Genomic DNA, 26,657 nt, shown 5'->3' on the forward strand with positions numbered 1-26,657 from the left:
GAGCCAGGCAGGGTTATTCCCTACTTTCTAAAATAGTAGACGGTATACAATATACTTAAATAGTCCAAACCTCATCTTTCGTCGACTGCAGCAAAGGGCGACGTCTTTCAACAAGGAAACAGTCATGGAAAAACTGCTGAATCGCGATGAATTTCGCACCGCACTGGAAACCGCCATCAAGGGCAAAAGTGCCAACACCTCTCCTTTCAGCATTGCCTGGGCAACTGGCAAATTAAGCCGTGAGCATCTGGCTCGCTGGGCTGAAAACCACTATCACTATGTGGGCCCTTTTGCCGATTACCTGGGTTATCTGTATGCCCGCACTCCCGCCGAATACGTGGAAGCCAAAGACTTCTTGCTGGCCAATATGTACGAAGAGGAAATTGGTGGTGACCGCCACACCGATCTGCTGATCCGCTTTGGCGAGGCTTGCGGCACGACACGGGCCCGTATTGAAAACCCTGACAATATGAATGCCACCACGCGTGCGCTGCAGGCCTGGTGCTACGCCATTGCCATGCGTGAAGATCCGGTGGTGGCGGTTGCTGGTCTGGTGGTGGGCCTGGAGTCCCAGGTGCCTTCGATTTATCGCAAGCAAACGCCCACATTGCGCGAAAAGTACGGCTTTACCGACGAAGAGGTGGAGTTTTTCGACCTGCATATCGTGTCCGACGAGATTCATGGCGAACGCGGCTACCAGATCGTGCTGGAGCACGCCAACACCGTGGAACTGCAGCAGCGCTGCCTGCGTATCTGTGAAATTGGCGCCGAAATGCGTCTACTGTATACAACTTCCTTGTACAACGACTACGTCAAAGACGAGATCAGCCTGCAGGAATTGCAACTGGAAGCGGCCTGAGCCGGAAAGTCGGGCGGGCAGATGGGCTGCCCGCCAATCTAGAGACAAGGAAGTACAGCGGTGGAAAATCTCAAGGACGTCGTTTTCGACAATTTTATTGATGGGCAATGGCAACCCAGCCAGAGCGGACGTACGCAGCCCAATCTGAATCCGGCTGATCGGGACGATGTAGTGGGCATTTTCCCGCTATCCACAGCGCAGGATGCGCAGGCCGCCGTGGCTGCTGCCCAGGCTGCCTTTGCCGGATGGCGGGCCACGCCGATCACCACTCGGGCACGTATCTTGAATGCAGCGGCCACGTGGCTCGATGCCAATGTGGAGCGCATTGCGCAAGGCTTGACGCGGGAAGAAGGCAAGACGCTGGCGCAAAGCAAGATGGAAGTCGGGCGCTCGGCCCAGACCCTGCGCTTTTATGCGGTTGAAGGCCAGACCTACACCGGCGAGACATTTCCCCAGGATGATGCGCAGCAACTGGTCTATACCCAGCGCGAGCCATTGGGTGTGGTGTCAGTGATTGCGCCCTGGAATTTCCCCATCTCCATCCCGGCACGCAAGATTGCCCCCGCTCTGATCACCGGGAATACCGTTGTGTTCAAGCCGTCGTCTGATACGCCCTTGACCGGCTACTACCTGTGTGAAGCCTTTGCACAAGCGGGGATTCCGGCTGGTGTGCTGAATCTGGTGCATGGCAGGGCCAGTGAAGTAGGGCCCACGCTGGTGCAATCCCCTCAGGTACGCGCTATTTCGTTTACTGGCTCGACCCAGGCGGGTGAAGACATTTGTCGTCAGGCACGTATGAGCACCCGGACCCAAATGGAGCTGGGTGGCAAGAACCCCTTGATTGTCATGGAGGACGCCGACCTGGATCTGGCCGTCAAGCTGGTGGTGCAGGGTGGCTTTTCTCTGAGTGGGCAAGCCTGCACAGGGACCAGCCGTGTGCTGGTGCATCGTCAGGTCAAAGCAGAATTCACGCGGCGCTTGGTAGAGAAAGTCAGCGCCTTGACCGTGGGTAATGGTTTGAATGGCAATCCCGATCTGGGGCCTATTGCCACCGAAAGCCAGTTGGAAAGCATTCTGGAATATGTGGCCATTGGCAAGCAGGAAGCCACCCATTTACTGGGCGGCGAACGTTTGACCGAAGGCGACTACGCACGCGGCCTGTTCATGCGCCCGGCTTTGTTTACGGACGTGACCCAGCAGATGCGTATTGCCCGTGAAGAAATTTTTGGACCCGTGATTGCCTTGCTGGAAATCGATTCCTATGAGCAGGCGTTGGCCATGGCCAACGATACCGAATACGGCTTGTCGGCTGCCATCGTGACACGCAGTGCCGAGTATGCGCATCGCTTTGCCAATGATATCGAGGCCGGGACCGTCAAGATTAACCGCACGACGACCGGCAATCTGATCAATGCTCCGTTTGGCGGGCTGAAACAGTCCAGCACGTCTACCTTCCGTGAATCCGGTCGTGCGGGTCTGGAGTTCTACACCCAGATCAAGACCGTGTATCGCGGCATCTGAATTTTATTAACCCGATTTACCGAGAAGCATTATGAAAAAGATCCTACGTCTGGAACAGCGCGAAGCGCGCTTGATGGTGGACGCGGCGATTGCCAAATCCAAAGAGATTGGTGTGCTGGAGACAGTGTGTGTGGTCGATGAGGGCGGCTATCCCATTGTGATGGAACGCATGGACGGCGCGCGTATCACGGGTGCCCAGATTGCCTGGAACAAGGCATTTACAGCGGCGGGCCATAAGCGCTCGACCCATTTGTTCACTACCGCGCCCAATGGTCCGGCCTTGCCCGGCAATGAGGCTTTCGGTATTCAGCTGAGCTTTGAGGGGCGTTTTGCCGCCTTTGTGGGTGGCTACCCCATTGTGGTCAATGGCGAAGTGATTGGTGGCATAGGCCTGAGTGGTGGTAATGGCGAGCAGGACACGGCAGCCGGGGTTGCTGGCTTGCAGGCGCTGGCCGAGGCCTTGAAGGATGAGGGTCTGGATGTATTGGTTCAGGCCGATATCAAGAAATAGTGGCATCAGGAGGACGGGTCATGGCCCATCGTGTCGATATCAAGGAAACGGGCGAGCAGTTTTGGGTAGAACCGCAGGAGACCCTCTTGCAGGCCGCCCAGCGCCAAGGCGTACGTATTTACAGCGACTGCGAGTTCGGTGGCTGTGGCACATGCCGCATTCAGGTCACTCGCGGAAAGGTGTGTTACGAGGATGACAGCCTGCCCATGAGCATTACTGATGAAGAACACGAGCAGGGCCATGCCGCCGCCTGCCAGGCTCGACTGGATGCCGATATTGAAATCAGTCTGGCTGCCCATCGTGATGAGCTGCCTGAAGTGCAGCAAGTCAGGGCGCAGGTTCATCGCGTGGAGCGGGCGTGCCAGGGAATCTGGCGCTTGACCTTGCAGTTGCCCCAGGACGTGCAAGTGCAGTTTCGTCCGGGTCAGTATCTGAACATCCTGCTCGAGGACGGGCGTGCGCGCAGTTTTTCCATGGCCAATGCCGATGCGGCACAGGGTCGGATTGAACTGCATGTGCGGGAAGTGGAAGGCGGTCGTTTTACCCAGGTGCATCTGCCAGCCTTGAAGGCTGGAGACGAACTGCGACTGGAACTGCCCTTGGGCGTGTTCTATTGGCGTGAGCGAGATTGGAGGCCCATGGTCATGGTGGCCACCGGTACGGGTATTGCACCGATCAAGGCAATTCTGGAGTCCTTGCTGGACAAGGAAGATTGCCCGCCCGTGAGCCTGTACTGGGGGATGAACCGACCCGAGGATTTGTATCTGGCCCAGGAAATCGAGTCTTGGGCGGACCGCTTGTGCGAGTTCCGTTTTGTCCCGGTGCTCTCCCATGCTGACGAGAGCTGGCAAGGCGCTCGGGGCTATGTGCAACAACAGGTATGCCGGGATGAACCCGACCTGTCAGAGCATGCCATCTACTTGTGCGGCTCGCCCGTGATGATTGAGCAGGCACGTGGCCTGTTCAAGGAACATGGTGCCAATGAGCAGTTCATGTATGCCGATGCCTTCAACTTTCAGTCCGATACCCGTGCGGCAGAGCCTTCTCTTGCCTAGGCGTTGTGCGGGAGCTGATCGTGGGCCGCTTTGGGGTCGCGCTTCTTTCGGCTACCAAACAGCTCAGTGAGCGAGGGCAGATTGATGAGTGGAATACGACGGCGCAGATGCTTGCGCTGAGCCAAATGAGGCAGCAACTGCTCGCCGACGGGACGCTGCAAATAGCGACGTTCGACGGGGGTTTTCATGACAGTCTCGTTTAAGGTTTTAATTGAATTAAGTATACCGCAATAGGGGTTTCTACTCAAATTGACAGAAATTTGTGTTTAAAACTAAGGAAATCTGTTGCGGAGAAAGCGCATTTTTTGACTTGGTATACCGTTCTTGGTTTTTCAGGCGGTCAGGGCTCGCAATCCGGTCGCATCATTGGCAGCAAGCAGGAGGTCTTATGCCAACCATTACTTTTCATAAAAACGGCCAGACTCATGTGGGCGAAGTGCAGGAGAACACGAATTTGGTGGTCAGGGCGGGCATCAAGCAATTCCCCTTTCCTCATTTGACCTACGGTTGCGGCATGGGCAAGTGCGCCAAATGCGCGTGTCGTGTGCTGGACGGGGCCGAGCATCTGCCTGCCGCCAACTGGAAAGAGAAAAAGCAATTGGGTGAACGCCTGGATCAGGGCTGGCGGCTGGCCTGCCAGTTGTGGATTACGCAGGACATTGTTCTGGAGCAGGCTGAAATGCAGGAGGTGCAGTGATGTATGTGGTACTGACCAGCAAGCCGGGGGAATATCGCACGGAGCCGGGTGTGGGTGTGGAGACGGTGGCAGCGTATGAATACCATTTTCAGGGACGTTTCAAAGCGGTGTTTGCCATCGCGCGCATTCAGGAAGGGTCGCGCGTGCGTATTGTGGAAGAGACGCCCAACGGCACGATCAATGACATTCCTACCCGGCAAATGGAAAAGTTTGCAACCGCCGAGCAGGCTTATGAAGAGCTGGCCGGGCTGACGCAGTTTGGCAGCATCCAGGCCGAGTTGCGTCAGTGTCAGGCCGTCGGTCACCAGGCTGGGGACCAGACCCCGGCACAGCAGCAATCCTGAGGTAGCAGAATATGGTTCAGATTACATTTGCATCGAACAATGACTTAGTGGTGTCCGCCGCAGAAAACAGCAACTTGCTGCGGGTCTCAATCCGGGAGCGGGGCGGTATACCGTTCAAGTGCGGAGGAGGCATTTGCGGGACTTGCAAATGCCGTATTACCGAAGGACTGGACAATACGGATGAGGTCAAGGCCAAAGAACACAAGCATTTGTCGGAGCAGGACCTGGCAGAGGGCTTTCGCATGGCGTGCCAGACCTTTGTTCGTGGCGATGTCACGGTGAGCTGGTAAGAGGAGTCGCCCATGCTGCATTTGACCGATCAGCAACTCCATGAACTGCTTGACGCTGCCGCCGTGCAGGGTGTGCTGGAGCAGGCCTTTCTGGAGTTTGGACAGGGGCGCGCGGCCCAGCAGCGTCGTGTGCGCACGCAGGTGGGGGAGACGCGTCTGTCCACCCTGGGGGCGGTCATACCAAGCCAACAGGTAGCAGGGGCCAAGATCTACACGACGGTGCGGGGCGCGTTCAACTTTGTCATCGTGTTGTTTGATGCACTCAGTGGTCAGGCCTTGGCCACGCTGGAGGCCGGTGCGATTACGCAATGGCGCACAGCAGCCTGTTCGCTGTTGGCGGCGCGTCGGGGTGCCAACCCTCAAGCCCAAACCCTGGGCGTGCTGGGTCTGGGCGCTCAAGGGATCGCGCATGCCATGCAGTTTTGTCAGGCTTTTGACGTGCGTCGGATTCTGGTCTGGAGCCCGAATGTGAACGAGGAGCGTTGTCGCAAGCTGGAGCTGGAATGCGGTGTACCGGTGCGTGCCATGCGTCCTGAGGAGATCGCCGTACAGGCGGACATTCTGGTGACGGCCAGCCGGAGTCGGGAGCCCCTGTTTGATGGACGCACACTCAAGCCCGGCTGCTTTGTGGCGGCGGTCGGCTCCAGTTTGCCGGTTGCGCGGGAGCTGGACGATGCCTGTCTGGAGCGGGCGGGCACGGTTGTGGTGGAGTGGGGGGAGCAGACACTGGCTGAGGCTGGAGACTTGATTCTGGCGGCACCGGACTGTGGTATCGACGGCAAGTTGTGCGAGCTCAGCGATTGGTTGCAATTAGACCCGGGTCAGGGCTACGACGCACAGGGTATTTGCGTGTATAAATCAGTGGGTGTGGCAATTGAGGATATTGCGGTCGCTGGCCTGGCGTATCGCCGTTATCAGCTTGGCAAGGCGGCGCAGGAGGTCGTTGCTGCACACTGAAAAACGACAATAATTCAAGCATGTTGGGGGTAGGCAATGGGAATGGCAGGCTTTTCTTCTATAGGCGAATTCAAGCAGGCGCTGACCCGGGATTACAACCGCATCAATAGCAGTATTTTTGCATCTGGTGTCGTGACACTGAAAATAGATGTAACGGAGGACAGGATCAGCATGTTGGCGGTGCACAAGCGTCAGCCCGCTTTGCAGACCCTGAGCCGGGAAAATGCGCATATTGCGGATCTGGCCGATCTGTATTTGATCAAGGCCTTCAAAAAGGAGATGAAGCAGGTTTTGGTGGAAGAGTACGGGTTGGATGTTGTGGCCATCTTCAAGGACTACGATGCCGTCGCGCAGTTGTCTTCCACCATGGTGTTGTTGCAAAAAGGAGTGTGAATGCAGTGGCGGTGGTGTGAGCGGCCGCCCTGAATTCCAAATCGATAAAAAGAAGCTGACTGGTAGACAGTCTTGTTGTCCTTCCTTCTGAAGCCGGATGTGCTGTGTGCATCGGGCTGCGGAGCCGGGTTCAGGCCGTGACAGGCCTGCTTCGGGGAAGTTGCCGACAGGAAGTGCTTGCATACCGCCGGCCTCGGGCCCTGGGAATTCCCAGGGCCGGAGGCCGGCTTTTTATTTGGAGACAAAATCATGGCCTATGTAGCCGATTTGCTAGATGCATTGAATGTAATCACAGGGGGACGCATGGTGTCCTGTATGGATGAGGTCAAGTGCGGCCATCATCCCTTCGTGATCTGGAAGTCCTCGGGGATTTACGGTAAGGAAGTCTTGGAGATACCCGGCTTGATTCATGGTGATCCCAACAAGGAAGTGCGCAAGGTGGCAGTGTGCATGACCATGTCCGAGCTAAGTATTGAGCTGGCTGGCGCTACGGGTGTGGATGCCATTGTCGCGCACCACCCGATTGCCGATGCGGCCAGTTGTGGGGGCGTGACCTTGAAGGATTATCTGGACCTGTACGGCGTGGCGGCGCTGGAATGCCACGAGGCGTTTCACGGCCTGCATCCGGGTATTGCGTATCTGCATGGTCACAAAGTCGTAAAAAGCGATATCGCCTACGGGGCCATTCATGGCAATGTCATGTTCGTGGGTGAACCCTTGGAGGAGGTCAGCACCTTGGGCGATATGCTCGATCGCCTGGACGGATTCATGGGTCTGGATCTGGAGGATCAACTATTGCAGGCGGAACGTCGCATCAAGGGCAACGAGAGCATTCTGGAGACCAGCACCCTGACCCGCGGCGCGATTCGTCTGGGGGAACGCAGCAGCCGGGTGGGTCGCATTTTGCATATTTTCCCCCATACCGGTTTCAGCCCCGAACATTTGCGCCAGGCGGTGGCCGAGAATCCGGGGGTGGATACGGTACTGGCGTCGATCAGCCGGGTTTATGACGGTCATGCACTGATTGAGTGTGCTCGGGAGCTGGGCCTGAATTTCCTGGTGGGTAACAGTCATGTGCTGGAAATTCTGGAAAATGGGCTGCCGCTGGCTTATGCCTTGAGCGCCTTGCTCGAGGGTGTCGAGGTGGTGATGTTCCGTGACCGGGTCACCTCCACACCCGTGCATCAGGTAGGAGGCGCCCGCTTGCGCGACTACGCCCAGCACTTTTCGACCGCCCATCTGATGGGCAAGAACGTGTTGAGCTTCCAGTAGGTCCAGCTTCCTGAACGGAGAGAGACATGGATAACAAAACAATAGAAATCGACAAAGTAGTGCATGTAGCGCCTGCGGGACGTCGTCCTTTGGAGCGTATTGAGGCAGTCGGCCTGGGCTTGTTGATCCTGGCCATGCTGACGCTGTTTTTCTATCCCGCTACCTTGTCCGGTGCCTTTGATACCGTGCTCAACAAGGTCAAACCGGTCGTGGTGGATGTGTTCTTGACCGGACAGGTGGGGGTGGCGGTCATTATCAGCGTCATCATTGGACGCCTGCTGGAGCGCCTGGGTTTTACCGACGCCATGATGCGGGTCTTTATGCCCGCCATGCGCGCTATCGGGATCAATCCAGCGGTGATTATTCCCAGTGTGTACAACATTTTTGGCGACATCAACGCGGCTGGCCGTATCTCGGGACCTTTGTTGCGCCAGGCCGGAGCCACCAAGGACGAGCAGAAGATTGCAGTGGCCACGATGGTGCAGTCCCAACAGTCGTTCTCGACCTTCATGTTGGGCATGATGGCGCTGACCTTTGCGGGGGTCAATGTCTTTGCCGTGGTGCTGATTGCGATCTTCGGTCCTTTGCTGCTGTCCCCCCTGTTGTTGTCACGCCTGGTCTACCGCAATGTTCGTTCGGTGGATTTACTCGCGGCCCCCCGCTTTACGCCGAATATCGATTTTGCGCCCATGTTGTTCAAGGCGGCCCGGGAAGGGGTAGAGCTCTTGCTGTTGATTCTGATCCCGGCAGTGGCTCTGGTGTTTTGCGTCATTGGCCTGCTTGAGCATATCGGCGTCTGGGCGCCGATCAGTGCGGTGCTTGAGCGTGGTTTGCTGGCCTTGAACATTCACCCTGAAACCGGTTTGCTGGCCATGCTGGTCAGCCCTACCCTGGCGATGGGCAAATTGCAGGCGATTGCCTCGACCCTGGACCCGTCGTTGGTGGTGGGCTCGTTTGTACTGGCGTCCTCCGGCTTGCCCTTGTCTGCGGTCTTTGGGCAGATCCCCGTGGTCTGGGCCGAATGCTCGGATCTGAATGAAAAGGAGGTCATGGTAGCGGCTGTTTTGGGCATCGTGATGCGCTTGCTGACTGCGGTGGTGCTGGCTGTGTTCCTGACGCCTTTGATTGTCTGAAATCCTGTTTGTTGTTCCCCCACTTTCGGAGCGCTGATGTTGGCGCTCTTTTTTTTATTTTTGCCGGTTTTGTCCGCGAGCCCACACTGCCATCGAACTGCCATAAAACTGTAACAGGGCTGAAAGAACTCTTGTTTAACCTGAGCCTGTCGTAGTCTTTTTAAGGCAGGGCACTTCGGTGACTCTGGTTCTTTAAGTTGATGCCTTTTTCTGTCCGGCAGCCTGTGCTGCGGCCTATTGCGCTAATCGATGCTTTGCCTGTGTGCCCGGTGCTTAGCCCTGCGACACAGCAGGATGCCGGGTGTGGCTTGGCGATGTGTGGATCACACGGCCTTGTGGGGGAAGGACCATGAACCAGACCCAGGTGACGGTGTTGAGCGGTTATGGAGGCAAGGCGCCCGCCGCTATCCTTGTACAGGCCTGTGGCCTGCGACTCCTGCTGGATGCAGGCGGCCCGCTGTATCCCGGGCAGGCGTGCGACTGGTATCACGGACTGGAGGTGGATGCCATCCTGGTCACCCATGATCACCAGGACCATATCGGCGCGCTGTCCCAGCTGCCCGAGCATATTCCTGTCTATGCCACCGCCTCCACCGCACGCAGTTTGCCTGCCGGGCGAACCTGGCGCGAGCTGCCCACGCGCGGCACGACCTATATCGGTGATATTGCTGTGCGTACCGGCTTGTCCGGCCACGCGCTGGGAGGTGTCTGGCTGCATCTGGATGTGGGGGGCGGGCTATTTTATAGCGGGGATTTTTCCTGCGAATCCCTGCTGTTTCCGTTTGACTTGCCACCACCTGCGCATCTGGCTTTACTGGACGCCTCTTACGGTTTGTACGACCAGTCGCATCATGTGGCCTGGAGCATTCTGGAATCCTTGTTACAGTCTCATCCCGCCTTGTTGCCGGTGCCGCCTTCGGGCCGGGCAATAGAGATTGCCCTGTGGCGTCAGCAGCAAGGATACGAGGACTGGAGCATGGATGCGTCCTGCTATGAAAACCTGACCCGCATGATCAGTCAGAGCAGTGACCTGTTATTGCCTGGGGTGCAACAGGCGTTGCGCGAGCTCATGCCGCGTGCTGCCGCCTTTGATCCGCATGCTCACCTGGTGCTGGCCGGCGAACCGGACGGGTGTCAGGGCAAAGCGGGCGAGCTGATCCGGGAGCATCGGCTGCACTCCCTGGACCCGGAGACAGCGCCCGGCAGCCGCTTGCTGATACACACCGGCTATGTCGCCCCGCACGCGCCGCGCGGCACTCACACCTTGTGCTGGAATGTGCATCCCCGTCTGTCCGATTTGCGCTGGCTGGTGGATATGGTGCAGCCGCGTTATTGCATGCCCTTGTTCACGCAAATGCATGATCTGCCAACCTGGCGCAATGTGCTGGGACCGGCCTTGAGTCTGGAAGGTCACTGGGAACTGCCCGCGACCTCCGTGAGGGTGGTTTAGGCGACGTAGCGTTCCAGCAGGGCCTCGCGTCGGGCGGGGCTGAGCTGTAAGGCATCCTGGAAAAACCGATCCAGGCTGCCGTGGGTGGCATCAATCGTCTTGAAGGCGGTTTCCAAAAACTCGGGCTGAACACCCCACAGAATATCCAGTACTTCGTCGCGGATACCCCGGTTATCAGGCAGATCGGGGCGGCGGAAGAACTGCTTGGTCAGCAGATAGTCATGCATGACATCATCTGGATGGACGCCAGCGGCGCGGTGCAACAAGGCCACGGCAAAGCCAGTCCGGTCTTTCCCGGCCGTACAGTGCATCACCACGGGCGTATCGGCTTGCAGCAGTTGATCAAAGACCTGGGCAAAGGTGCGGGCATGGGTGGTTACGAACTCGGTGTAGGTCTTGTTCATCGTGGCGTGCGCAGCCTGCACATCCCCCTGGCCTTGAGCCAGCATGTCCAGAAAATCGGGTAAGACGGTGGGTTCGACTATCAGGGCGTGACTGGTCAAAAAGCTGTACTGGTAAGGCGAACGTTTGCGCTCGTGCGCCCCGCGAAAATCCAGGGAGCGCGCAATGCCCAGCTCCTTGAGGATGTCCAGATCCTGCTGGCTTAAATCTGCCAGATGGTCCGAGCGGTAGACACGACCTTTACGAAAAGAGCCGGAGTCCGTGGCATAGCCGCCAATATCACGGAAATTGCTGGCCCCTTTTAAAGGGCAGGATACGGGACTGGGCAGCGACGATACGGGCACGGCGGACTCCTGTGTGGAAACGATGAAAGTCTCATGTTAACGGTCTTGAGCAGGATCTGCATATGACAATACGGTGACATAGGAACGGCAGGTCGGGCAAAACCCCGCCCAGCGCTGACGAGGCTTCCTGCATCGCGAAAAAGCCATGTATATTCTTTGCTGGCAAGGCCCAGGCAACGCGACCGCCATCATGCCTTCATGTCCCTTGAATCCGACTGACCCAAGGCGAGATAGGGAGGCGCGCGATGCGTTGCCTGCACCGACTAGACAAGAACAGGTGTGGTGCCTGGTCAGGGGGGACAAGTCTGATGAGGCATTCACGCATCGCTCGCATGCTCAGGTGCTGCCAAAAGATCCCCGATATAGTGGCTAAAGCAGGCCCAAGGTATAAGGTCAATGCATATTTGGACAGACCGTCGACCAACCGGACGGCCCAGAACCGTAATTTTTCAAGGAACAAGCATGTTTGAGCATTTGCAGGCCTATGGTGGTGATCCGATTTTCCGCTTGAATGAGGCATTTCACGCCGATCCGCGCGATCGCAAGGTTAACCTGACCATTGGTCTGTATTACGACGAGCAAGGCCGTCTGCCCCTGCTGGACGTGGCTCGCCGCGCTGAAGAGCAATGGGCCGCCAAGGGCCAGCCACGTGGCTATCTGCCTATTGAAGGCTTGGCTTCTTACCGCAGCGCTGTACAGAAGCTGGTGTTTGGTGCCGACAGCAAGGTGCTGCAGGAAGGACGTGTGGCGACCATTCAGACACTGGGTGGCTCCGGCGCCTTGAAAGTCGGGGGCGACTTTTTGCACGAAGCCTACCCCGAGAGTGAAATGTGGATCAGTGACCCGGCCTGGGATAACCACCACTCCATTTTCCGGGGATCGGGCATTCGTACCCATACCTATCGCTACTACGATCCAGCCACTCGCGGTCTGGACTTCACTGGGTTGATGGAGGACATTTCCGTGCTGCCCGAGTACAGCATTGTCTTGTTGCATCCTTGTTGTCATAACCCCACCGGGGCCGATCTGAGCGATGAGCAGTGGCTGCAACTGATTCCTGTGCTGCAGCAGCGCAAGCTGATTCCTTTCCTGGATATGGCCTATCAAGGGTTTGGTCGTAGTCTGGATGAAGACGCCTTTGCCGTACGTGCCATGGTGGATGCCGGGTTGAGCTTCCTGCTGGCAAACTCGTTTTCCAAGAACTTTTCCTATTACTCCGAGCGTTGCGGCGGGTTGTCGGTGGTGTGCCAGAGCGCCGATGAAGCAGATCGTGTTCTGGGGCAGTTGAAAGCGGTGGTACGTCGCATTTACTCCAATCCTCCCTCGCATGGTGGTCAGGCAATTGCCTCGGTCTTGTCGGATGAAACCTTGCTGGCGGAATGGTCGGCTGACGTGGAAACCATGCGTCAGCGTATCGCTGCCATGCGCAAGCGTGTACACGAGCGTTTGAAAGAACTGGCGCCCCAGTACGACAGCAGCTATTTCGTCAAACAACAAGGCATGTTCTGCTACACCGGGCTGAGCAAAGAGCAGATTCAGAAGCTGCGTGACGATTATGGCGTGTACGTGCTGGAATCGGGCCGCATCAGCGTGCCTGGCCTGAATCAGTCCAACGTTGATTATTTTGCGGAGTCGATGGCGGCAGTCGTGGCCTAAACCGTACCGTCGTTGCTGACGAAGCCAAGAACGTGTTGCCAGCCTTTGTGGGGCCGGCAACACGTTTTTTTTCGGTGAATTGGAGGAAAGGAAGTCTACCCAGACTGAGCGGCAACGCAGCCCGACCCGTCCATCCAGATCAGGCCGCTGGATCACCCCGCATCCTGGCCGGTAAGTCGCTTGCCTATATTGGGCCGGTTCAACCCAGCCCTCTTGAAACCGTCTGTCGGCGGCGGACTTAGGCTAACGCCCAGGACAGAATCTCCTGATTGATCTGCTCCTGTTGTCGAGCCCGGTTTAGTAAATAGCGGTGAAAGTCCTGACTATGGGGCGATTCAAAGGCGCCTGCCCGTCGAGTCAACACGTAGGGCCAGGGCAGGGGTAAGGAATGGGAGAAGGGCAGGATAAGCTGCCCGTGGCGGACTTCTTTTTCTATCATCGAGCATTGGGCTAAAACAAACCCTTGACCGGCGACAGCGCATTCCAAAGCCATATGCGAGAGCGAAAAAACGCGGAAGCGATCCAAGGGCAGCTCGCCGGGGTCGACGCTCAGCGATTCAAACCAGTCTCGCCAGGACGGTGGCGAGGTAAAGCGCGGCTGCCAGTCCGAGGACAGCAACGGATAGTTCAGCAGATCACGTGGATGCCGCAACGGAGCCTGCCCTTGCAGCAGAAGCGGGCTGCAGGCGGGGACGACTCGATCGGTATACAGTTCGGTAAAGCTGCGGGGGCGGGCGGCTGCTTGCCCATAGGTAATCCGAAAATCAATCTGTTCTGCTTCCAGATCAGGCTCGGCATGGCTGCCTTTCAGATGCAGCGTCAGTTCTGGGTCATAGTGCTCTTGCCATCGAAATGCCAGCGGGGCCATCCAGGTTTTCAGCATGGATGGCAGGGCGCTGATGGATAACAGGCTGGTATTGCGCGACCGCTCCATTTCTTGCCGGCCGTCACGCAGGAGCTCAAAAGCCTGGGTGCAAATTTCGTGAAAGCGTACCCCGGCCGCCGTCAGCCGCAGGCGCTTGCCTTCCTTGTAGGTCAAGCTGCAGCCCAGCGACTGTTCCAGCAACCGTAATTGCTGGCTGATCGCACCGGGTGTAATTTTTAGACGTCGGGCGGCTTCTTGCAGGCTTTGGCTATGGCCCAGCGTTTCAAAGACTTGCAAGGCACGTAGGGGAGGCAAAGTATCCATGATCGGTAGGCCCCGTTCAGAACAGTCATTTAGGTTTAGAAATTCTAAACGAAATGGATAGTAGCCTGAATTTAATTGCGTTTATGATGATCCTGGGCCTTGGCTCGGCATTCTTCAAAGACACATAGAGCATGGGTGGATGCGTTTCGCCTTCATGCGTCGCATTCAGAGTTGGGAGTAAACCATGTTTGTACGTAATGCTTGGTATGTTGGCGCTTTAGCTGCGCAGCTTGGCCGCAGCTTGCTGCCCGTGCGTATGCTTAGCGAAAATCTGGTGCTGTACCGTCGAGAAGACGGCCAGCCGGTTGCTTTGGAAGATTCCTGTCCGCACCGTCGTCTGCCCTTGTCCAAAGGTCGCTTGATTGGTGATCAGGTGGAGTGTGGCTATCACGGCCTGACCTTTGATTGCAGCGGCTCCTGTACCAAGGCGCCCGGCGTGGCGCAAATTCCTAAAAGTGCGGTGGTACGTAGTTATCCTTGTGCGGAGCGTTATGGTCTGGTCTGGGTCTGGATGGGGGACCCAGCGCTGGCAGACCCGTCCAAATTGATTGATATCCCCGAGTGGGACAATCCCGAATGGGGCGTGAATCGTGGCGATGCCATGGAACTGGACTGCAATTACTTGTACGTCACCGACAATTTGCTGGACCCCTCGCACGTATCCTGGGTACACCAAAGCTCGTTTGGTAGCCCCGACATCATCGGCCTGCCCCTGACGGTGAAGGTTGAGGACAATGGCGTGACGGTCTCGCGCTGGTCAAAAAACGTGGAAGTTGCGCCGTTTTACAAGCAGTTTGTGAAATTTGAAGGCAATTGCGACCGCAAGCAGCAATACGAAGTACGCTTCCCGTCGCTGGCCGTTATCAAGGCCATCTTCCTGCCTGCCGGTGCCGCCACCGAGCAGCCCAGCGAGTACCACCCAGACGTTTTCCTGATGGACTCCTATAACTTCCTGACCCCCATCGACGAGGAACACACCCGCTACTTCTGGTTCCAGCTGCGCAACTTCAGCCCGGATGACGAGGCCATTTCCAAGATTTTCAACGAAGACGTGCGCCATGCGTTCCTGGAAGACAAAGTGGTTCTGGAAGAGGTGCATAAAGCCCTGAAAGAGCGTCCCGCTGCCTTGGACTTGCCGCTGGATTCCGGCCCCTTGCGCTTCCGTCGCAAGATCAGCCAGCTGATCCAGGCCGAGCAGACGGTCGCCAGCGAGACCCCGGCGGCTTGAGCGTCATGAGCCCGACTGCCTCATCTGCGTCCACTGCATCCCCGGCCAGCCGCCGTTTTCGGGATTACCGTGTTCTGGAAAAACAGCGTGAAAGCGATGTGATTACCTCCTTTGTGCTGGCCCCGGTGGACGGTGTGATGCCGCCTTATCAGCCAGGCCAGTATCTGGTGTTTCGTCTGGAAATTGACGGACAAACCGTGCTGCGTAATTACAGTCTGTCGGGGGACCCCGACAGCACGGACCGCTTGCGTATTTCCGTCAAACACGAGAAGGCCCCGGTAGGGTTAAGCGTGGCCGATGGTCTGGCCTCCTCCTATCTGCATCAACAGGTGCAGCCAGGTGATGTGCTGAGCGCGGCAGGGCCACTTGGCGAGTTTGTGCTGGACGAGAGCAGCCAGCGGCCTGTGGTGCTGCTAAGTGGCGGCGTGGGCCAGACTCCCTTGCTGGCCATGCTGCATCGTTTGCTGAAACGCAGTCAGCGTAAGGTCTACGTGATTCACGCCTGCGATAACGGCTCGGTTCATGCCTTTGCGGATGAAATGCGTGAACTGGCCGCACAGCGTGACGGCGTGCAGCTTTACTTCTGCTATCGCAACCCGACTGAAGATGACGTACAAGCCGGTTTGCACCATGTGGCGGGACTGATTACCCGTGAGCAGTTGCAGCGTTGGCTACCGCTGGATGATTACGAGTTTTACCTGTGTGGGCCTGGTGCCTTCATGCAGAGCAATTACGGCGTTCTGCGTAGTCTGGGAGTGACGCGAGAGCGCATTCACTACGAGTTTTTTGGCCCGGCCACGGTGCTGGAAAACACCCTGGCTGGCGATACTGCCGCCAGCACGGTTCAGCCTGAGGGGCAAACGGCCGTGGTCTCCAGCGCCGCAGGGGTGAACGCAGAGCAGGCGTTGCTCCCCGCCATCACTGAAGCTGCTGCGCAAACCAGTGCGGAAACCGCCGTGGATGCGACGCAAACCGTGACGTTCCTGCCCGACGGTCGTCAGGCCCAATGGCATGAGGACTGTCCTTCCCTGCTGGATCTGGCTGAGGAAACGGGCTTGAGTCCGGACTTTAATTGCCGGGCGGGCCTGTGCAATACCTGTATGTGCACCCTGGTATCGGGCGAGGTCGATTATTTTGAAGAGCCTCTGGACCCTGTGCCAGAGGGCAAAGTCTTGCTGTGCTGTTCCCGTCCCCGTGGTCCGGTGGCCGTGGAATTGCCTTAAGAGTTTTTCAATTGCTTGTTGAGGTTGGCCCCGTCCTTTTGGGACGGGGTTTTTTTTCAAAAAAAATCATATGCTTCCTTGTTGGAAGTCAGGCAGATTTTCAATGTCTGGAGCCGGGGGACGTGGCCATGAGGGCTGTTGACGTGGGGGTCCTACAGAGACTGGATTGGGAAGCGATGAGGTGCTGTCTGTATCTCCCTACCGCTGTGCGATAGCGGTCATTGTTACCACCACAGCAGCAGCAGCAGCAGCAGCAGCAGCAGCAGGAAGAAGCTTGGTTACCTTGCTATGAATGGGCTTGCTCGCTTATCCAATCACTAAAGGCACGGACCTCTGTTTTTTGCCTCGTATCGGGCAAGGTCACCAGGTAGTAGGCAAAGCGGGCTGGCCAGGGCTTGTCCAACACTTGCACCAAGCGGCCTGCGGCTATTTCATCCTGCGCATATTCTTGCGGTATCAAAGCCAGTCCCAGGCCCGCAATCGCGCCGCGTATCAGCAGGTAATCATCCTCAAAAGCTGTGCCTCTATCGGCGCGCGCATCGTCCTCCACCCCGTGGGCAGACAGCCAAAGCGCCCAGTCGGCCCGGTCGGTATCTTGTAGCAGTGGCCACTCCAGACAATCTGCTGGCTCCTGAATGACTGGCTTGTCTTGCAGCAACGCAGGGCTGGCTACAGGCAGCAAGACAGGAGCCATCAAGGGCTCGGCCTGCAAGCCGGGGTATACGCCCAAGCCGTGGCGAATGGCGATATCCACTTTGTCGCGACGCAGGTCCACCAGCGTGGGGGACGCCTCCACACGGATTTCGATATCGGGATGGCGTTGCTTGAAATCGGCCAGCCGGGGAATCAGCCAGGAAGCGGCAAAGGAAGGCACGGTGCTGATCGTCAGTGTCTTCCTGTGCTTGGTGGCTTCCAGCGTATGCATGGCCTGTTCGATCTGGTCAAACGCCGTCAGCAGGGCAGGGTAGACCTGTTCACCTGCTTGACTCAGGCTCATTTTGTGGTGGCTGCGCACAAACAGTGTCACGCCCAAACGGTCTTCCAGCAGCCGGATTTGCTGGCTGACTGCGCCCGAGGTTACGCCTAGTGCCTGGGCGGCCAGCTTGATGCTGCCGTGGCGTCCGACTTCGGTAAAGGCGCGCAGAGCTTGTAAAGGAAAGACAGGATTCATGGTTTAGTTTATCTAAATCTATCAAGCAGATTTAATCGTTTTTCTTTGGCTATATAAACGGGGAAAATGGGCTTCTGGATCATTTTTAAAGTTTAGCTTATCTATATCCAAAAGAAGAGCGAACTTTCTGTTTGGGAGCCACGCCATGATTGATCTGTACACCGATAGTTCGCCTAACGGCTTTAAGGTGACCATCGCCCTGGAAGAGCTGGCACTTCCGTATCGCCTGCATCACGTGCGTATCGAAGCGAATGAGCATAAGCAGCCGGAGTTTCTGGCCCTGAATCCACATGGGCGTATCCCGGTGATGACGGATGATGAAACAGCTGTTGTTCTGTTCGAGTCCGCCGCGATCCTGCTGTATCTGGCGGGAAAAACCGGCCAATTGCTTTCAAAAGATCCTGTTCAGCGCTGGGAAACGATCAAATGGCTGCAATTTCATTCCTCCAGCGTGGGGCCGATTCTGGGCCAGCGCGTGCATTTCGAGCTGTTCGCGCAAGAGAAGATTCCGGCCGCCATCGAGCGCTACCGCCGTCTGGTGAATGATCTGTTCACCGTGCTGGATACACGCTTGGCAGACCATCCTTATCTGGCGGGACAGGACTATTCCATTGCCGATATTGCGCATTTTGGCTGGATGCATATTGCGCGGATTATCGACTTTGATTTCAGCCAGTACCCGCACATGAGTGCCTGGCATGATCGCGTGGCCCAACGCCCCGCAGTCCGTAAAGGCATCACCTTGCCTGAACCTGCTACTGGCGCCTGAGGGGAAAACAGCATGACGATTGAAACAAGCCTGACTCAAGGCGCCTCTTTCCCTGCCTTTGCCAATCACCCTGGCTATAGCCGCATGTTTGCGCCGGGTCGTCTGACCATGGGGATCTTCCTGCCTCTGCGTTTTTATCAAGGCGATATGAGTGTGCTGGCCGGGCAGGCAGCGCTGGTAGAGGAGATAGACCGCCAGGATTTTGCAGCGGTGTGGGTACGTGATGTGCCCTTGTATGATCCCAGTTTCGGAGATGCGGGGCAGGTGTCCGATCCCTTTACTTACCTGGCTTTTCTGGCTGCTCGCACCAAGCGGGTGGCCTTGGCCACGGGCAGCACGATTTTCTCCCTGCGTCACCCGATCGACCTGGCGAAATCCGCTTTCACCATTGATCAGTTGTCCGGTGGACGCTTGGTGCTGGGTATTGCTTCCGGGGACAGGCCCGTGGAGTTTCCCGCCTATGGCGTGGAGCGGGCCGAACGGGCAGAGCGTTTTGCGCAGGCTGTCAGCTATTTCCGTCAGCTAACGCAAGCGGGGCAACTGGATATCGACTCTCCGCTAGGTCGCTTCGATACCGCAGAGCTGTTACCCAAGCCTGTGCATGGCTCCATTCCCTTGATTGTCACCAGCTCCTCGGGGCAGTCGCCCGAATGGATCGCCGAACATGCCGATGGCTGGCTGACCTATCCGGAAGCCACACATACACCGCTAGGTCCGCAAAAGCTGGCTGCCAAAATTCGGGCTTGGCGCGCCCGGATTCCAGATGGCGGTTTCCGTCCGCACATGACCAATGAATGGCTGGATTTGGTGGATGACCCCGATTACCCACGCACACCGTTGCGCGGTGGTTTTACACTGCGTACCGGGCGCAAGGGGCTGATCACCTTGCTGGAAGAATGGCAGGCAGCCGGTGTGAATCATGCTGCTTTGGGTATTCAGTTTGCGCAGCGACCGGCGGCGGAAATTATCCAGGAGTTGGCTGAGTATGTGCTGCCACATTTTGCCTCTCACCAGGCGCAGCCTGCCCTTGCAACAGCATGGTAAGCGACAGGGGAACACAAGCATGACTAGCCGTGCAGAACAGCCGATAGCCGGTGGTATTCAGATCCGGGATTTGCAGCCGCAAGACCGGGTCGCTTGGGAGCTACTGTATCGGCAGTACGCCGAGTTTTACAAAGAGCCCATGAATGAAGAGATCCTGGCTCGTACCTGGTCCTGGCTGCTGGATGCGCAGCATCCTTTGCAGGGGAAGGTGGTAGCTACGGCGAATGGTGTGCTGCTGGGTTTGGCGCATTACCGTCCTTTCCCGGAGCCCTTGCTGGGCAAGGAGGCTGGTTTTCTGGATGACTTGTTTGTGTTGCCGGAACAGCGAGGCGGCGGGCTGGGCCGCCGTTTGATTGAGGCAGTCTCCCAGGCAGGTAAGGAGCAAGGCTGGCCGTTCCTGCGCTGGATTACGGCGCAGGACAATGCCCAGGCGCGAAGGCTATACGATGGTCTGGCTCAGGCAACCGCTTGGGTGACGTATGACTTGAGTTTGGGGACGGCTTGCTGACTTAATGCCCGTAATCCCAGTCCTTATGTGTTCTTGGAACTGGGATTACGGACATGGGGACGCTTGATTGCATTGTTGTCCGCCGTAGTTCGCTCCTGAGATTACTCATGAACAGTGGCGGCGGGTGATCCAAATGGAGGGAAGGCATACCGAAAACCTTCCCTTTTTTATCTTCAAACCTCGCGTTTGCTCTTTGCCTCCAGCAACATCAAAGCAAGCAACACCACACTGCTCATCCCTAGTCCAAACACCACCAGCGGCCACGCCGTATCCCCATCCAATAAGGTCACTGCCAACGTACCGATCACGCTAACGATCAGGCTTTCCACGCAGAAGTAGATCGCCACGGCGGAGCCGGCCACGTCGTTGAATTGAGCCAAGGCGCCATTGGCGGTGACGGATACGGTCATCACAATGCCGATGGCGGCCAGCCACATGGGCAGGATAAAGCTGGCAAAGGAAGGTTCCAGCAAGATCTGCCCGGTTGCCAGCAAGAGGGTGGCAAGAAGGATCACGCCCATGCCGCGCTTCAGGCTCCCGGCGGTTCCCCAGCGGGCCACAAAGGTTTTGGACAGGCGGGTGGTGGCAATCATCACCAGGGCAACACTGGCAAAGGCCAGGCTGAAGCTCATTTCTGAGTAACCCGCTTGTCCGATCAGGACGCGTGGGGCCGTGGAGAAGTAGACGAAAAATGTCCCCATCCCGGTGGAGAAACCCAGGGTATAGACCCAAAAGGCTGGGCTTTTGAAGACGGCCAGCGCGGACTGTTGTGAATGCAGTGGTTTGGCAGGCCGAGTTTCCTGCCAACGGAACAGCGCGTGGAGCCAGGCCAGCAGACCCATTCCGGCCAGGCTCAGGAAGATGGCCTGCCACCCGCCCGCACGGGCAATCAGAGCACCTGCAATCGGCCCCAAGGCGGGTACGAATGCCAGGATGGCGCTAAACAGGCCGTAGATCACCACCCCTTCGGCACGATCGGCGTAGACATCGCGTACGGTGGCAAACAAGGCCACCAGGGTGGCCGAGGCCCCCAGTGCTTGCAGCACTCTGAAACCTACAAAAGCCCAGGCGGTGCTGGATAAGGCGGCGGCGATTGAGGCCAGCACGAACAGCGCGGCTCCGGCCAGCAAAACTGGTCGTCGGCCTATGCGGTCCGACAGAGGGCCAAAGATCAGTTGCCCCGCACCCAATAGCAGCATGTACAGGCTAAGGGTCAGCTGGATGAGGGCTGGGGTCGTGCCCAGAAGCTCCGGCATGGCCGGTACGACGGGCAAGTAGACATCCATCCCCAGGGACGCGAGGATGTCAAAAGGCGCCATCAACAGCAAGGCGGCTGGCAGCGTATGAGCCCAGGAAGAGCGTGAGCAAGACATAACAAAATTACCACTCGAAAAAGGAATCGGGCGGCGTCTGTTTGTTATCAATCAGCGGGATTGGAAGTACAGAGCGCCGCAACAAGACAAGAGCTTGTTGCGGCTTACTCAGTTGCTGACTTTGTGCTCGTCATTCAGACGGCTCCTCACAGAAATAGCTTGAAGATGTGTCGCGGGGGAAACGCTGCATGGCGGCATCTGCCCAGTTGAAAGGGATGTGGCGCGACAGTTGCTCATTATAGGGGGAGGCTTTTACGGTCTTGAAGCCTCAGCTTGTGATGGCTGGTGGTTTTTTGCCCGGCAAAGGTTTGGCCAGACGCGACACTGCCTCGCTGGGGCTGCCGGTCTTGTTCTTCCTGACCCGGATCGCAGCGGCTTTCAGCAAGCGCGGGAATGTCGGACATTGCGTATGGTTGGCGGCGGGGCATTGGCTGCGTCGCGTACCCCTACGCCTTGGACCCATCGTTTGCATAGTTTGCTGACACACGCGATTTTCGGTTTGGGCATGTACCTTGCGGCCTTGCTGACCCAGCAAGTGGCCTAAGGCGATGTAATTTGTTGGGGCATCTGTCATGAGTAATCTGAAAACTACCGGCACCTTCCCGTCGGCCGTCTCTCTGCTTGCCCTGAGTCTGTTTGCCATGGGCAGTGTCGTGTTTCTGATGGGCGACATCCTGGGCTGAGTGCTTGCAGTCACGATTGGGTCTGACATTGAGCATCGAAGAAGTCCAGGAGCTGTTCTCGTGTGTAAGTCAGTCCCAGGATGCCGATTCCAGCTGACCGGAGGGTGGTGGCTGGGATTAGGCCTGTTGTTTGGGCAAGGCCAGCCATTCCTGGGCCGTAATGCGGCTGATGTGTTCAGTCCGGTAGTCTCGCAGGAACGGGTTGTATTTGTTTTCCTCGGTGCGGTGATGGCGAAACCCGCATTTGGCCTGCACACGGTGTGATTGGGTATTGTTGGCAAAGTAGCCGCACCACAGTGCGTTCAGTTTCAGCGTTTCAAACGCGTGTCGCATCACTTCGCGCACGGCCTCGGGGATCAAGCCCTGACCCCAGTAGGGGACGCCAATCCAATAGGCAATTTCACCTTCTTCTTCACTGAGCTTGAAGTTGCTGTTCTTGCCGATCAGTATGCCAATGCATCCAATAGCCCGGCCATTGTCTCTGTGTTCGACGGCATACACTTCGGGCATATTGAAAACTGTGCGGATAATTTCGGCACTTTCCTCAACGCTGGTATGAGCAGGCCAACCGGCAATCGGGCCGACTCGCTCGTCTTTGGCGTATACATACAAATCCTCGGCGTCGCTGTTCTGCCAGGGGCGTAAAATGAGTCTTTCTGTTTGAAGTGTCATTTTCTTTACTCACAATGAAGCAGAAAACAGAATAGAAGCGGGCGGCGTGAGCGAACAGAGCAGGACCTTGGTAGTTTCGGTACTTTTAGCAAGTCTTGCAGGGTGCCGAGTGCTAAAGAGCAGGACAACATCATGCATCACACTCCACAATTACTCAGCACCCAAGACGGCTGGCTGACGGGCGAGACAACGCTGGCTGACAGCATGGGCATGCCGTTGTCTTTTGGTCATGCCTATATGACCTTGATGATCTGCCTGTCGGGCCACGCTCTGATCAGCCTGAACTTCAAGGATCAGCCTGTACGGCCTCATGATGTGCTGGTTTTGGCGGAGGACACGATTGCGCTGCTGAAAAAGCGTTCGCGCGGTTTCAAGGTGTTTTTCCTGTTGATGCCCAAGAGCCTGGCGTCAGAAGTGGCGTATCAATTGCCTAATGCCTTGTTTGTGTTCCTGCATGACCATCCACTGTGCGTGCCCCCGCAACAAGACCGGGCCTTGCTGGCGGCTTGGCTGGTGCAACTGCGCGAGATTGTGCGAACCCGCACGCTGTATCAGCACATCATGCTGCGCAATCAGTTGCAGAATTTCTTTCTGCGGATTGCCGATCAGATTCCGCCCGAGTATCAAGGCGGAAAGACGTTCAGCCGCAAGGAGCAGATCAGTTGGCGGTTCTGGGAACGGGTTGGACAGCAGTGCAGGCAGCATCGTGAGGTCAAGTTTTACGCGGATGCGCTCAATATCACCCCGTTTTACCTGTCCCAGCTGACCAAAGAGTTTTTCAACGACAGCCCCAAGGCCTTGATCGACAGGCAAGTGGTGCTGGAAATCAAGGCGCTGCTTTCCTACAGCCAGTTGGCGATGGGGCAGATCGCCGATCAGCTCAACTTTGGGGACCCCTCGTATCTGTGTCGCTACTTCAAGCGCCACACCGGGCTGTCTTTGAGCCGTTATCGCCAGCATGCGCAAGGTGAACGCACGCCGGGCTGATCGAGAGTGTGAGCAGGCCCGCTCTGGCGTGGTTCGCAAGCGAACAGGCCAGTGGTGCGGGTCGTGTCAGGTCCGTGCGGCACGAACATGGCGGTGTTGTGTGGCCCGGAAGGCGAGGTGCCGCTGCGCTTGAGAGTTATGTTTGGGAAGCAAACTCGAAGCGGCGCCGGTTTGGGGCCTACATCCGTCCCGTGAATTTGTAGCGATCGCCAGGATGCCAGAGCCTAGCGTGAGTAGTGAACTGCTCACTGGAAAACGTGCGGCGGTCCATCACCAAACAGGGCTGCTGCTCTTTCATATGCAGGGCGTGTGCGATTCCGGTGGGTGGCACCAGCACTTCAATGCTGTAAAAGCCGGTTGGCAAGGGGGCGACCCGCACCAGATATTCGTTAGGCGTGATCTGACTCCAGTCCTGCTCCATATAGTCGGGTGCCATGCGCGCATCCACCAGACGATCTTCGTACTGGATAGGCAGGCCGTTCTCGGCATGCACAATAATGGAATGAAACAGCGCCGCGCCCGGAGCAATGCCGTACAGGCGTGCCTGTGCCGGGCTGGCCTGCAGCCGCTCCATGCTCAGCACTTGACAGCTATGTTGATGACCGCGCTCGCGTATGTCTTGTGCAATGCTGCGTATCTCGATCAGCGTGGACTGGAATTTGGGTTGGGCTACATACGTGCCCGAACCCTTGATGCGGATCAGCAGTCCATCGTTGGTCAGTTCGCGCAGGGCCCGGTTGACCGTCATGCGTGATACGCCAAACTGCTCACATAAGGCTAGCTCTGTGGGAATCAGATCGCCTTCCCGCCATTGTCCGGTCTGAATCTTTTCCACGACATAGTTCTTGATCTGTACATAGACGGGGAGAGCCGATTCGGAGGACGAGTTGCTCGTCAAAGGGGCAACCATGCTGATGCTTTCCTGTAGGGACGTGTTCACACTCAAGGGTTTGTGCAGGCAACCATCGGGGGTGCTGCACCGGCCATGATTCTAATACCCCGACAGTGTCCCTGGCCGTCTGTTTTCGCGGCGCTGCCAGGGCAGGCATATGTATAGACAACTATTGGAAATGACTATACATTGGTAAAAGCTTACAAGAAAACCGTTGTTTTGTCGGCGCTTGGACCTGCCTTCCCTGGGTGGAAACAGTCTGCCAGATAGAACCAGCGCGTATCCAGAGACACCTCAGATGGAGGACAGCACCATGCCTGATCATCACACTTCGACGGCCAGCCAGGACCCCCGTTTCGATCCTGCGCGGGAGATTCATGCCCCCACGGGTACACAGCTCAGTTGCAAGAACTGGGTGGCAGAAGCCGCGTACCGCATGATTCAGAACAATCTGGACCCGGCCGTGGCCGAGAACCCCCAACATCTGGTGGTGTACGGTGGCATCGGGCGTGCGGCTCGAAACTGGGCGTGCTATGACCAGATTCTGGCCAGTCTGCGCCAACTCGAGGATGACCAGACCTTGCTGATTCAGTCCGGCAAGCCGGTGGGCGTGTTCCGTACCCACCGTGATGCGCCGCGCGTGCTGCTGGCCAACTCGAATCTGGTGCCCAAATGGGCCACGTGGGAGAAGTTTCACGAGCTGGATCAGGCCGGGTTGTTCATGTACGGACAGATGACGGCGGGCAGCTGGATCTACATCGGCAGCCAGGGCATTGTGCAAGGCACGTACGAGACTTTTGCTGAGGCAGGTCGTCAGCATTTTGGGGGTTCGCTGGCCGGGCGCTGGATTCTGACGGCTGGCCTGGGGGGGATGGGCGGCGCACAGCCTTTGGCTGCCAGCTTTGCCGGTGCGGTATCGCTGACGATTGAATGCAAGCAAAGCAGTATCGACTTCCGTTTGCAGACTCGTTATCTGGATAAGCAGGCGCGCGATCTGGACCATGCACTGGAGCTGATTGCCCAACACACGGCTGCTAAAGAAGCCGTGTCGATTGGCTTGCTGGGCAATGCCGCCGATGTGCTGCCCGAACTGGTGCGACGCGCTCAAGCCGGTGGTTTGAAGCCTGATCTGGTGACGGACCAGACCTCTGCCCACGATCTGCTCAATGGCTATTTGCCTTCGGGCTGGACGGTGGAGCAGTGGCAGGCCGCTCAGAAAGATCCGGCGCAACACGTCCGCATTCAGCAAGCTGCTGCCCAGTCTTGCGCCATCCATGTAAAAGCCATGCTGGATTTCCAGAAAATGGGCATTCCGGTTGTGGATTACGGCAATAACATTCGCCAAGTGGCGTTTGATGAGGGCGTGGCCAATGCCTTCGATTTCCCCGGTTTTGTGCCAGCCTATATTCGCCCCTTGTTTTGCGAGGGCAAAGGCCCGTTCCGTTGGGTGGCCTTGTCGGGCGACCCGGAAGATATCTATAAAACCGACCAGAAAATCAAAGAGCTGTTCCCCGACAATGAGCACGTGCATCGCTGGCTGGACATGGCACAGGAACGTATCGCTTTCCAGGGTCTGCCTGCTCGAATTTGTTGGCTGGGGCTGGGCGAGCGTCATCGTGCCGGTTTGGCTTTTAACGAAATGGTGCGCAAGGGCGAGCTGAAAGCGCCGATTGTGATTGGACGTGACCATCTGGACACCGGTTCGGTAGCCAGTCCGAACCGCGAAACCGAAAGCATGCGGGACGGCACGGATGCCGTGTCGGACTGGCCTTTGCTCAATGCGCTTTTGAACACAGCTGGGGGGGCCAGCTGGGTGTCGCTGCATCACGGCGGCGGCGTGGGCATGGGCTACAGCCAGCACGCGGGGATGGTGATCGTGGCCGATGGCAGCGAGCAGGCTGCGGCCCGTCTGAAGCGGGTCTTGATTAACGATTGCGCCAGTGGTGTGATGCGTCATGCGGATGCAGGTTACGAGCTGGCGATTCAAACGGCCAAGAATTTCGGGCTGACACTGCCCATGATCAAGTAAGAAAA

28 protein-coding genes are annotated in these 26,657 nt (G+C 57.3%); 21 read left to right on the forward strand and 7 right to left on the reverse strand.

Annotated elements, in window-relative coordinates; genetic code table 11:
• Positions 1–124: 124 nt before the first annotated feature.
• Genes VF694_RS10855 through VF694_RS10870 form a run of 4 tightly spaced genes read left to right on the forward strand, consistent with a single transcriptional unit; the run spans position 125 to position 3,946 of the window.
• Positions 125–859, forward strand: coding sequence for a TenA family transcriptional regulator (locus VF694_RS10855; RefSeq protein WP_003805271.1), 735 nt, complete (start codon positions 125–127; stop codon positions 857–859).
• Positions 860–919: 60 nt separating this feature from the next.
• Positions 920–2,380, forward strand: coding sequence for an aldehyde dehydrogenase family protein (locus VF694_RS10860; RefSeq protein ID WP_131071082.1), 1,461 nt, complete (start codon positions 920–922; stop codon positions 2,378–2,380).
• Positions 2,381–2,411: 31 nt separating this feature from the next.
• Positions 2,412–2,891 carry a GlcG/HbpS family heme-binding protein gene (locus VF694_RS10865; RefSeq protein ID WP_003805267.1) on the forward strand — a complete coding sequence of 160 codons (480 nt, stop codon included), beginning with the start codon at positions 2,412–2,414 and terminating at the stop codon, positions 2,889–2,891.
• 20 nt (positions 2,892–2,911) lie between these two features.
• A complete protein-coding gene (locus VF694_RS10870) occupies positions 2,912–3,946 on the forward strand; it encodes a 2Fe-2S iron-sulfur cluster-binding protein (protein ID WP_003805265.1) in 1,035 nt (344 codons plus the stop codon).
• Here VF694_RS10870 and VF694_RS10875 read toward each other — a convergent pair.
• The gene (locus tag VF694_RS10875; protein ID WP_131071081.1) at positions 3,943–4,134 is read right to left on the reverse strand and encodes a hypothetical protein; all 192 of its coding nucleotides are present in this window, start codon (positions 4,132–4,134) and stop codon (positions 3,943–3,945) included. The genes VF694_RS10870 and VF694_RS10875 overlap by 4 nt on opposite strands.
• A gap of 200 nt (positions 4,135–4,334) precedes the next feature.
• Between VF694_RS10875 and VF694_RS10880 the strand changes: the two genes are divergently transcribed.
• The 8 genes from VF694_RS10880 (at position 4,335) to VF694_RS10915 (ending at position 10,482) form a co-directional block, all read left to right on the forward strand.
• Complete coding sequence (locus VF694_RS10880; protein WP_003805261.1) at positions 4,335–4,643, forward strand: 2Fe-2S iron-sulfur cluster-binding protein; 309 nt, start codon at positions 4,335–4,337, stop codon at positions 4,641–4,643.
• Complete coding sequence (locus tag VF694_RS10885; protein ID WP_059318082.1) at positions 4,643–4,987, forward strand: hypothetical protein; 345 nt, start codon at positions 4,643–4,645, stop codon at positions 4,985–4,987. The genes VF694_RS10880 and VF694_RS10885 overlap by 1 nt, the downstream gene beginning before the upstream one ends.
• 11 nt (positions 4,988–4,998) lie before the next feature.
• The gene (locus tag VF694_RS10890) at positions 4,999–5,277 is read left to right on the forward strand and encodes a 2Fe-2S iron-sulfur cluster-binding protein (RefSeq protein ID WP_003805258.1); all 279 of its coding nucleotides are present in this window, start codon (positions 4,999–5,001) and stop codon (positions 5,275–5,277) included.
• A 12-nt stretch (positions 5,278–5,289) separates the two neighbouring features.
• Positions 5,290–6,234, forward strand: coding sequence for an ornithine cyclodeaminase family protein (locus VF694_RS10895; protein ID WP_440164348.1), 945 nt, complete (start codon positions 5,290–5,292; stop codon positions 6,232–6,234).
• A gap of 42 nt (positions 6,235–6,276) precedes the next feature.
• On the forward strand, positions 6,277–6,627 hold the full coding sequence (locus VF694_RS10900) for a DUF2294 domain-containing protein (protein ID WP_131071079.1): 351 nt from the start codon (positions 6,277–6,279) through the stop codon (positions 6,625–6,627).
• Positions 6,628–6,876: 249 nt separating this feature from the next.
• Positions 6,877–7,899: a Nif3-like dinuclear metal center hexameric protein gene (locus VF694_RS10905; RefSeq protein ID WP_059318325.1), complete on the forward strand. Its 1,023-nt coding sequence runs from the start codon at positions 6,877–6,879 to the stop codon at positions 7,897–7,899.
• A gap of 26 nt (positions 7,900–7,925) precedes the next feature.
• Positions 7,926–9,032: a hypothetical protein gene (locus tag VF694_RS10910; RefSeq protein WP_059318084.1), complete on the forward strand. Its 1,107-nt coding sequence runs from the start codon at positions 7,926–7,928 to the stop codon at positions 9,030–9,032.
• Positions 9,033–9,381: 349 nt separating this feature from the next.
• The gene (locus VF694_RS10915; RefSeq protein ID WP_336580002.1) at positions 9,382–10,482 is read left to right on the forward strand and encodes an MBL fold metallo-hydrolase; all 1,101 of its coding nucleotides are present in this window, start codon (positions 9,382–9,384) and stop codon (positions 10,480–10,482) included.
• On the opposite strand, the gene VF694_RS10920 is transcribed toward VF694_RS10915, so the two are convergent.
• Entirely contained in the window at positions 10,479–11,228 is a 750-nt protein-coding gene (locus tag VF694_RS10920) for a tyrosine-protein phosphatase (protein WP_440164351.1), read from the reverse strand. The genes VF694_RS10915 and VF694_RS10920 overlap by 4 nt on opposite strands.
• Before the next feature lie 462 nt (positions 11,229–11,690).
• Here VF694_RS10920 and VF694_RS10925 point away from each other — a divergent pair, with 462 nt between their 5' ends.
• The gene (locus tag VF694_RS10925; RefSeq protein WP_003805245.1) at positions 11,691–12,884 is read left to right on the forward strand and encodes an amino acid aminotransferase; all 1,194 of its coding nucleotides are present in this window, start codon (positions 11,691–11,693) and stop codon (positions 12,882–12,884) included.
• A gap of 238 nt (positions 12,885–13,122) precedes the next feature.
• Here the strand turns inward: VF694_RS10925 and VF694_RS10930 are convergent, their stop codons facing one another.
• The gene (locus tag VF694_RS10930) at positions 13,123–14,073 is read right to left on the reverse strand and encodes a LysR substrate-binding domain-containing protein (protein WP_426345370.1); all 951 of its coding nucleotides are present in this window, start codon (positions 14,071–14,073) and stop codon (positions 13,123–13,125) included.
• 184 nt (positions 14,074–14,257) lie between these two features.
• On the opposite strand from VF694_RS10930, the gene VF694_RS10935 reads away from it, so the two are divergent.
• Positions 14,258–15,301: an aromatic ring-hydroxylating dioxygenase subunit alpha gene (locus VF694_RS10935; protein WP_003805239.1), complete on the forward strand. Its 1,044-nt coding sequence runs from the start codon at positions 14,258–14,260 to the stop codon at positions 15,299–15,301.
• Between the two features lie 5 nt (positions 15,302–15,306).
• Positions 15,307–16,524, forward strand: coding sequence for an FAD-binding oxidoreductase (locus VF694_RS10940; RefSeq protein WP_003805237.1), 1,218 nt, complete (start codon positions 15,307–15,309; stop codon positions 16,522–16,524).
• A gap of 286 nt (positions 16,525–16,810) precedes the next feature.
• On the opposite strand, the gene gcvA is transcribed toward VF694_RS10940, so the two are convergent.
• A complete protein-coding gene (gene gcvA / locus VF694_RS10945; RefSeq protein WP_440164355.1) occupies positions 16,811–17,695 on the reverse strand; it encodes a transcriptional regulator GcvA in 885 nt (294 codons plus the stop codon).
• Positions 17,696–17,840: 145 nt separating this feature from the next.
• On the opposite strand from gcvA, the gene VF694_RS10950 reads away from it, so the two are divergent.
• The 3 genes from VF694_RS10950 to VF694_RS10960 are packed head-to-tail and all read left to right on the forward strand — an operon-like array spanning position 17,841 to position 20,016.
• Positions 17,841–18,464, forward strand: a complete 624-nt coding sequence (locus VF694_RS10950; RefSeq protein WP_003805232.1) for a glutathione S-transferase family protein — start codon at positions 17,841–17,843, stop codon at positions 18,462–18,464.
• Between the two features lie 12 nt (positions 18,465–18,476).
• A complete protein-coding gene (locus VF694_RS10955; RefSeq protein WP_440164356.1) occupies positions 18,477–19,508 on the forward strand; it encodes an LLM class oxidoreductase in 1,032 nt (343 codons plus the stop codon).
• Positions 19,509–19,527: 19 nt separating this feature from the next.
• On the forward strand, positions 19,528–20,016 hold the full coding sequence (locus VF694_RS10960; RefSeq protein ID WP_003805227.1) for a GNAT family N-acetyltransferase: 489 nt from the start codon (positions 19,528–19,530) through the stop codon (positions 20,014–20,016).
• Positions 20,017–20,189: 173 nt separating this feature from the next.
• Here VF694_RS10960 and cml read toward each other — a convergent pair whose 3' ends face one another.
• Positions 20,190–21,389, reverse strand: a complete 1,200-nt coding sequence (gene cml, locus VF694_RS10965; protein WP_440164357.1) for a CmlA/FloR family chloramphenicol efflux MFS transporter — start codon at positions 21,387–21,389, stop codon at positions 20,190–20,192.
• Between the two features lie 409 nt (positions 21,390–21,798).
• Here cml and VF694_RS10970 point away from each other — a divergent pair, with 409 nt between their 5' ends.
• Positions 21,799–21,933, forward strand: a complete 135-nt coding sequence (locus VF694_RS10970; protein WP_003805223.1) for a DUF2938 family protein — start codon at positions 21,799–21,801, stop codon at positions 21,931–21,933.
• A gap of 256 nt (positions 21,934–22,189) precedes the next feature.
• Here VF694_RS10970 and VF694_RS10975 read toward each other — a convergent pair whose 3' ends face one another.
• Positions 22,190–22,744 carry a GNAT family N-acetyltransferase gene (locus tag VF694_RS10975; protein WP_003805221.1) on the reverse strand — a complete coding sequence of 185 codons (555 nt, stop codon included), beginning with the start codon at positions 22,742–22,744 and terminating at the stop codon, positions 22,190–22,192.
• A 132-nt stretch (positions 22,745–22,876) separates the two neighbouring features.
• Here VF694_RS10975 and VF694_RS10980 point away from each other — a divergent pair, with 132 nt between their 5' ends.
• Positions 22,877–23,731 carry an AraC family transcriptional regulator gene (locus VF694_RS10980; RefSeq protein WP_003805212.1) on the forward strand — a complete coding sequence of 285 codons (855 nt, stop codon included), beginning with the start codon at positions 22,877–22,879 and terminating at the stop codon, positions 23,729–23,731.
• 178 nt (positions 23,732–23,909) lie between these two features.
• Here the strand turns inward: VF694_RS10980 and hutC are convergent, their stop codons facing one another.
• A complete protein-coding gene (gene hutC, locus VF694_RS10985; RefSeq protein ID WP_003805211.1) occupies positions 23,910–24,641 on the reverse strand; it encodes a histidine utilization repressor in 732 nt (243 codons plus the stop codon).
• 280 nt (positions 24,642–24,921) lie between these two features.
• Here hutC and hutU point away from each other — a divergent pair, with 280 nt between their 5' ends.
• Complete coding sequence (gene hutU / locus VF694_RS10990) at positions 24,922–26,652, forward strand: urocanate hydratase (protein WP_440164358.1); 1,731 nt, start codon at positions 24,922–24,924, stop codon at positions 26,650–26,652.
• Positions 26,653–26,657 lie beyond the last annotated feature (5 nt).

Source organism: Alcaligenes sp. Lyrl_28 (assembly GCF_051948705.1).
Taxonomy (GTDB): Bacteria; Pseudomonadota; Gammaproteobacteria; order Burkholderiales; family Burkholderiaceae_B; genus Alcaligenes; species Alcaligenes ammonioxydans.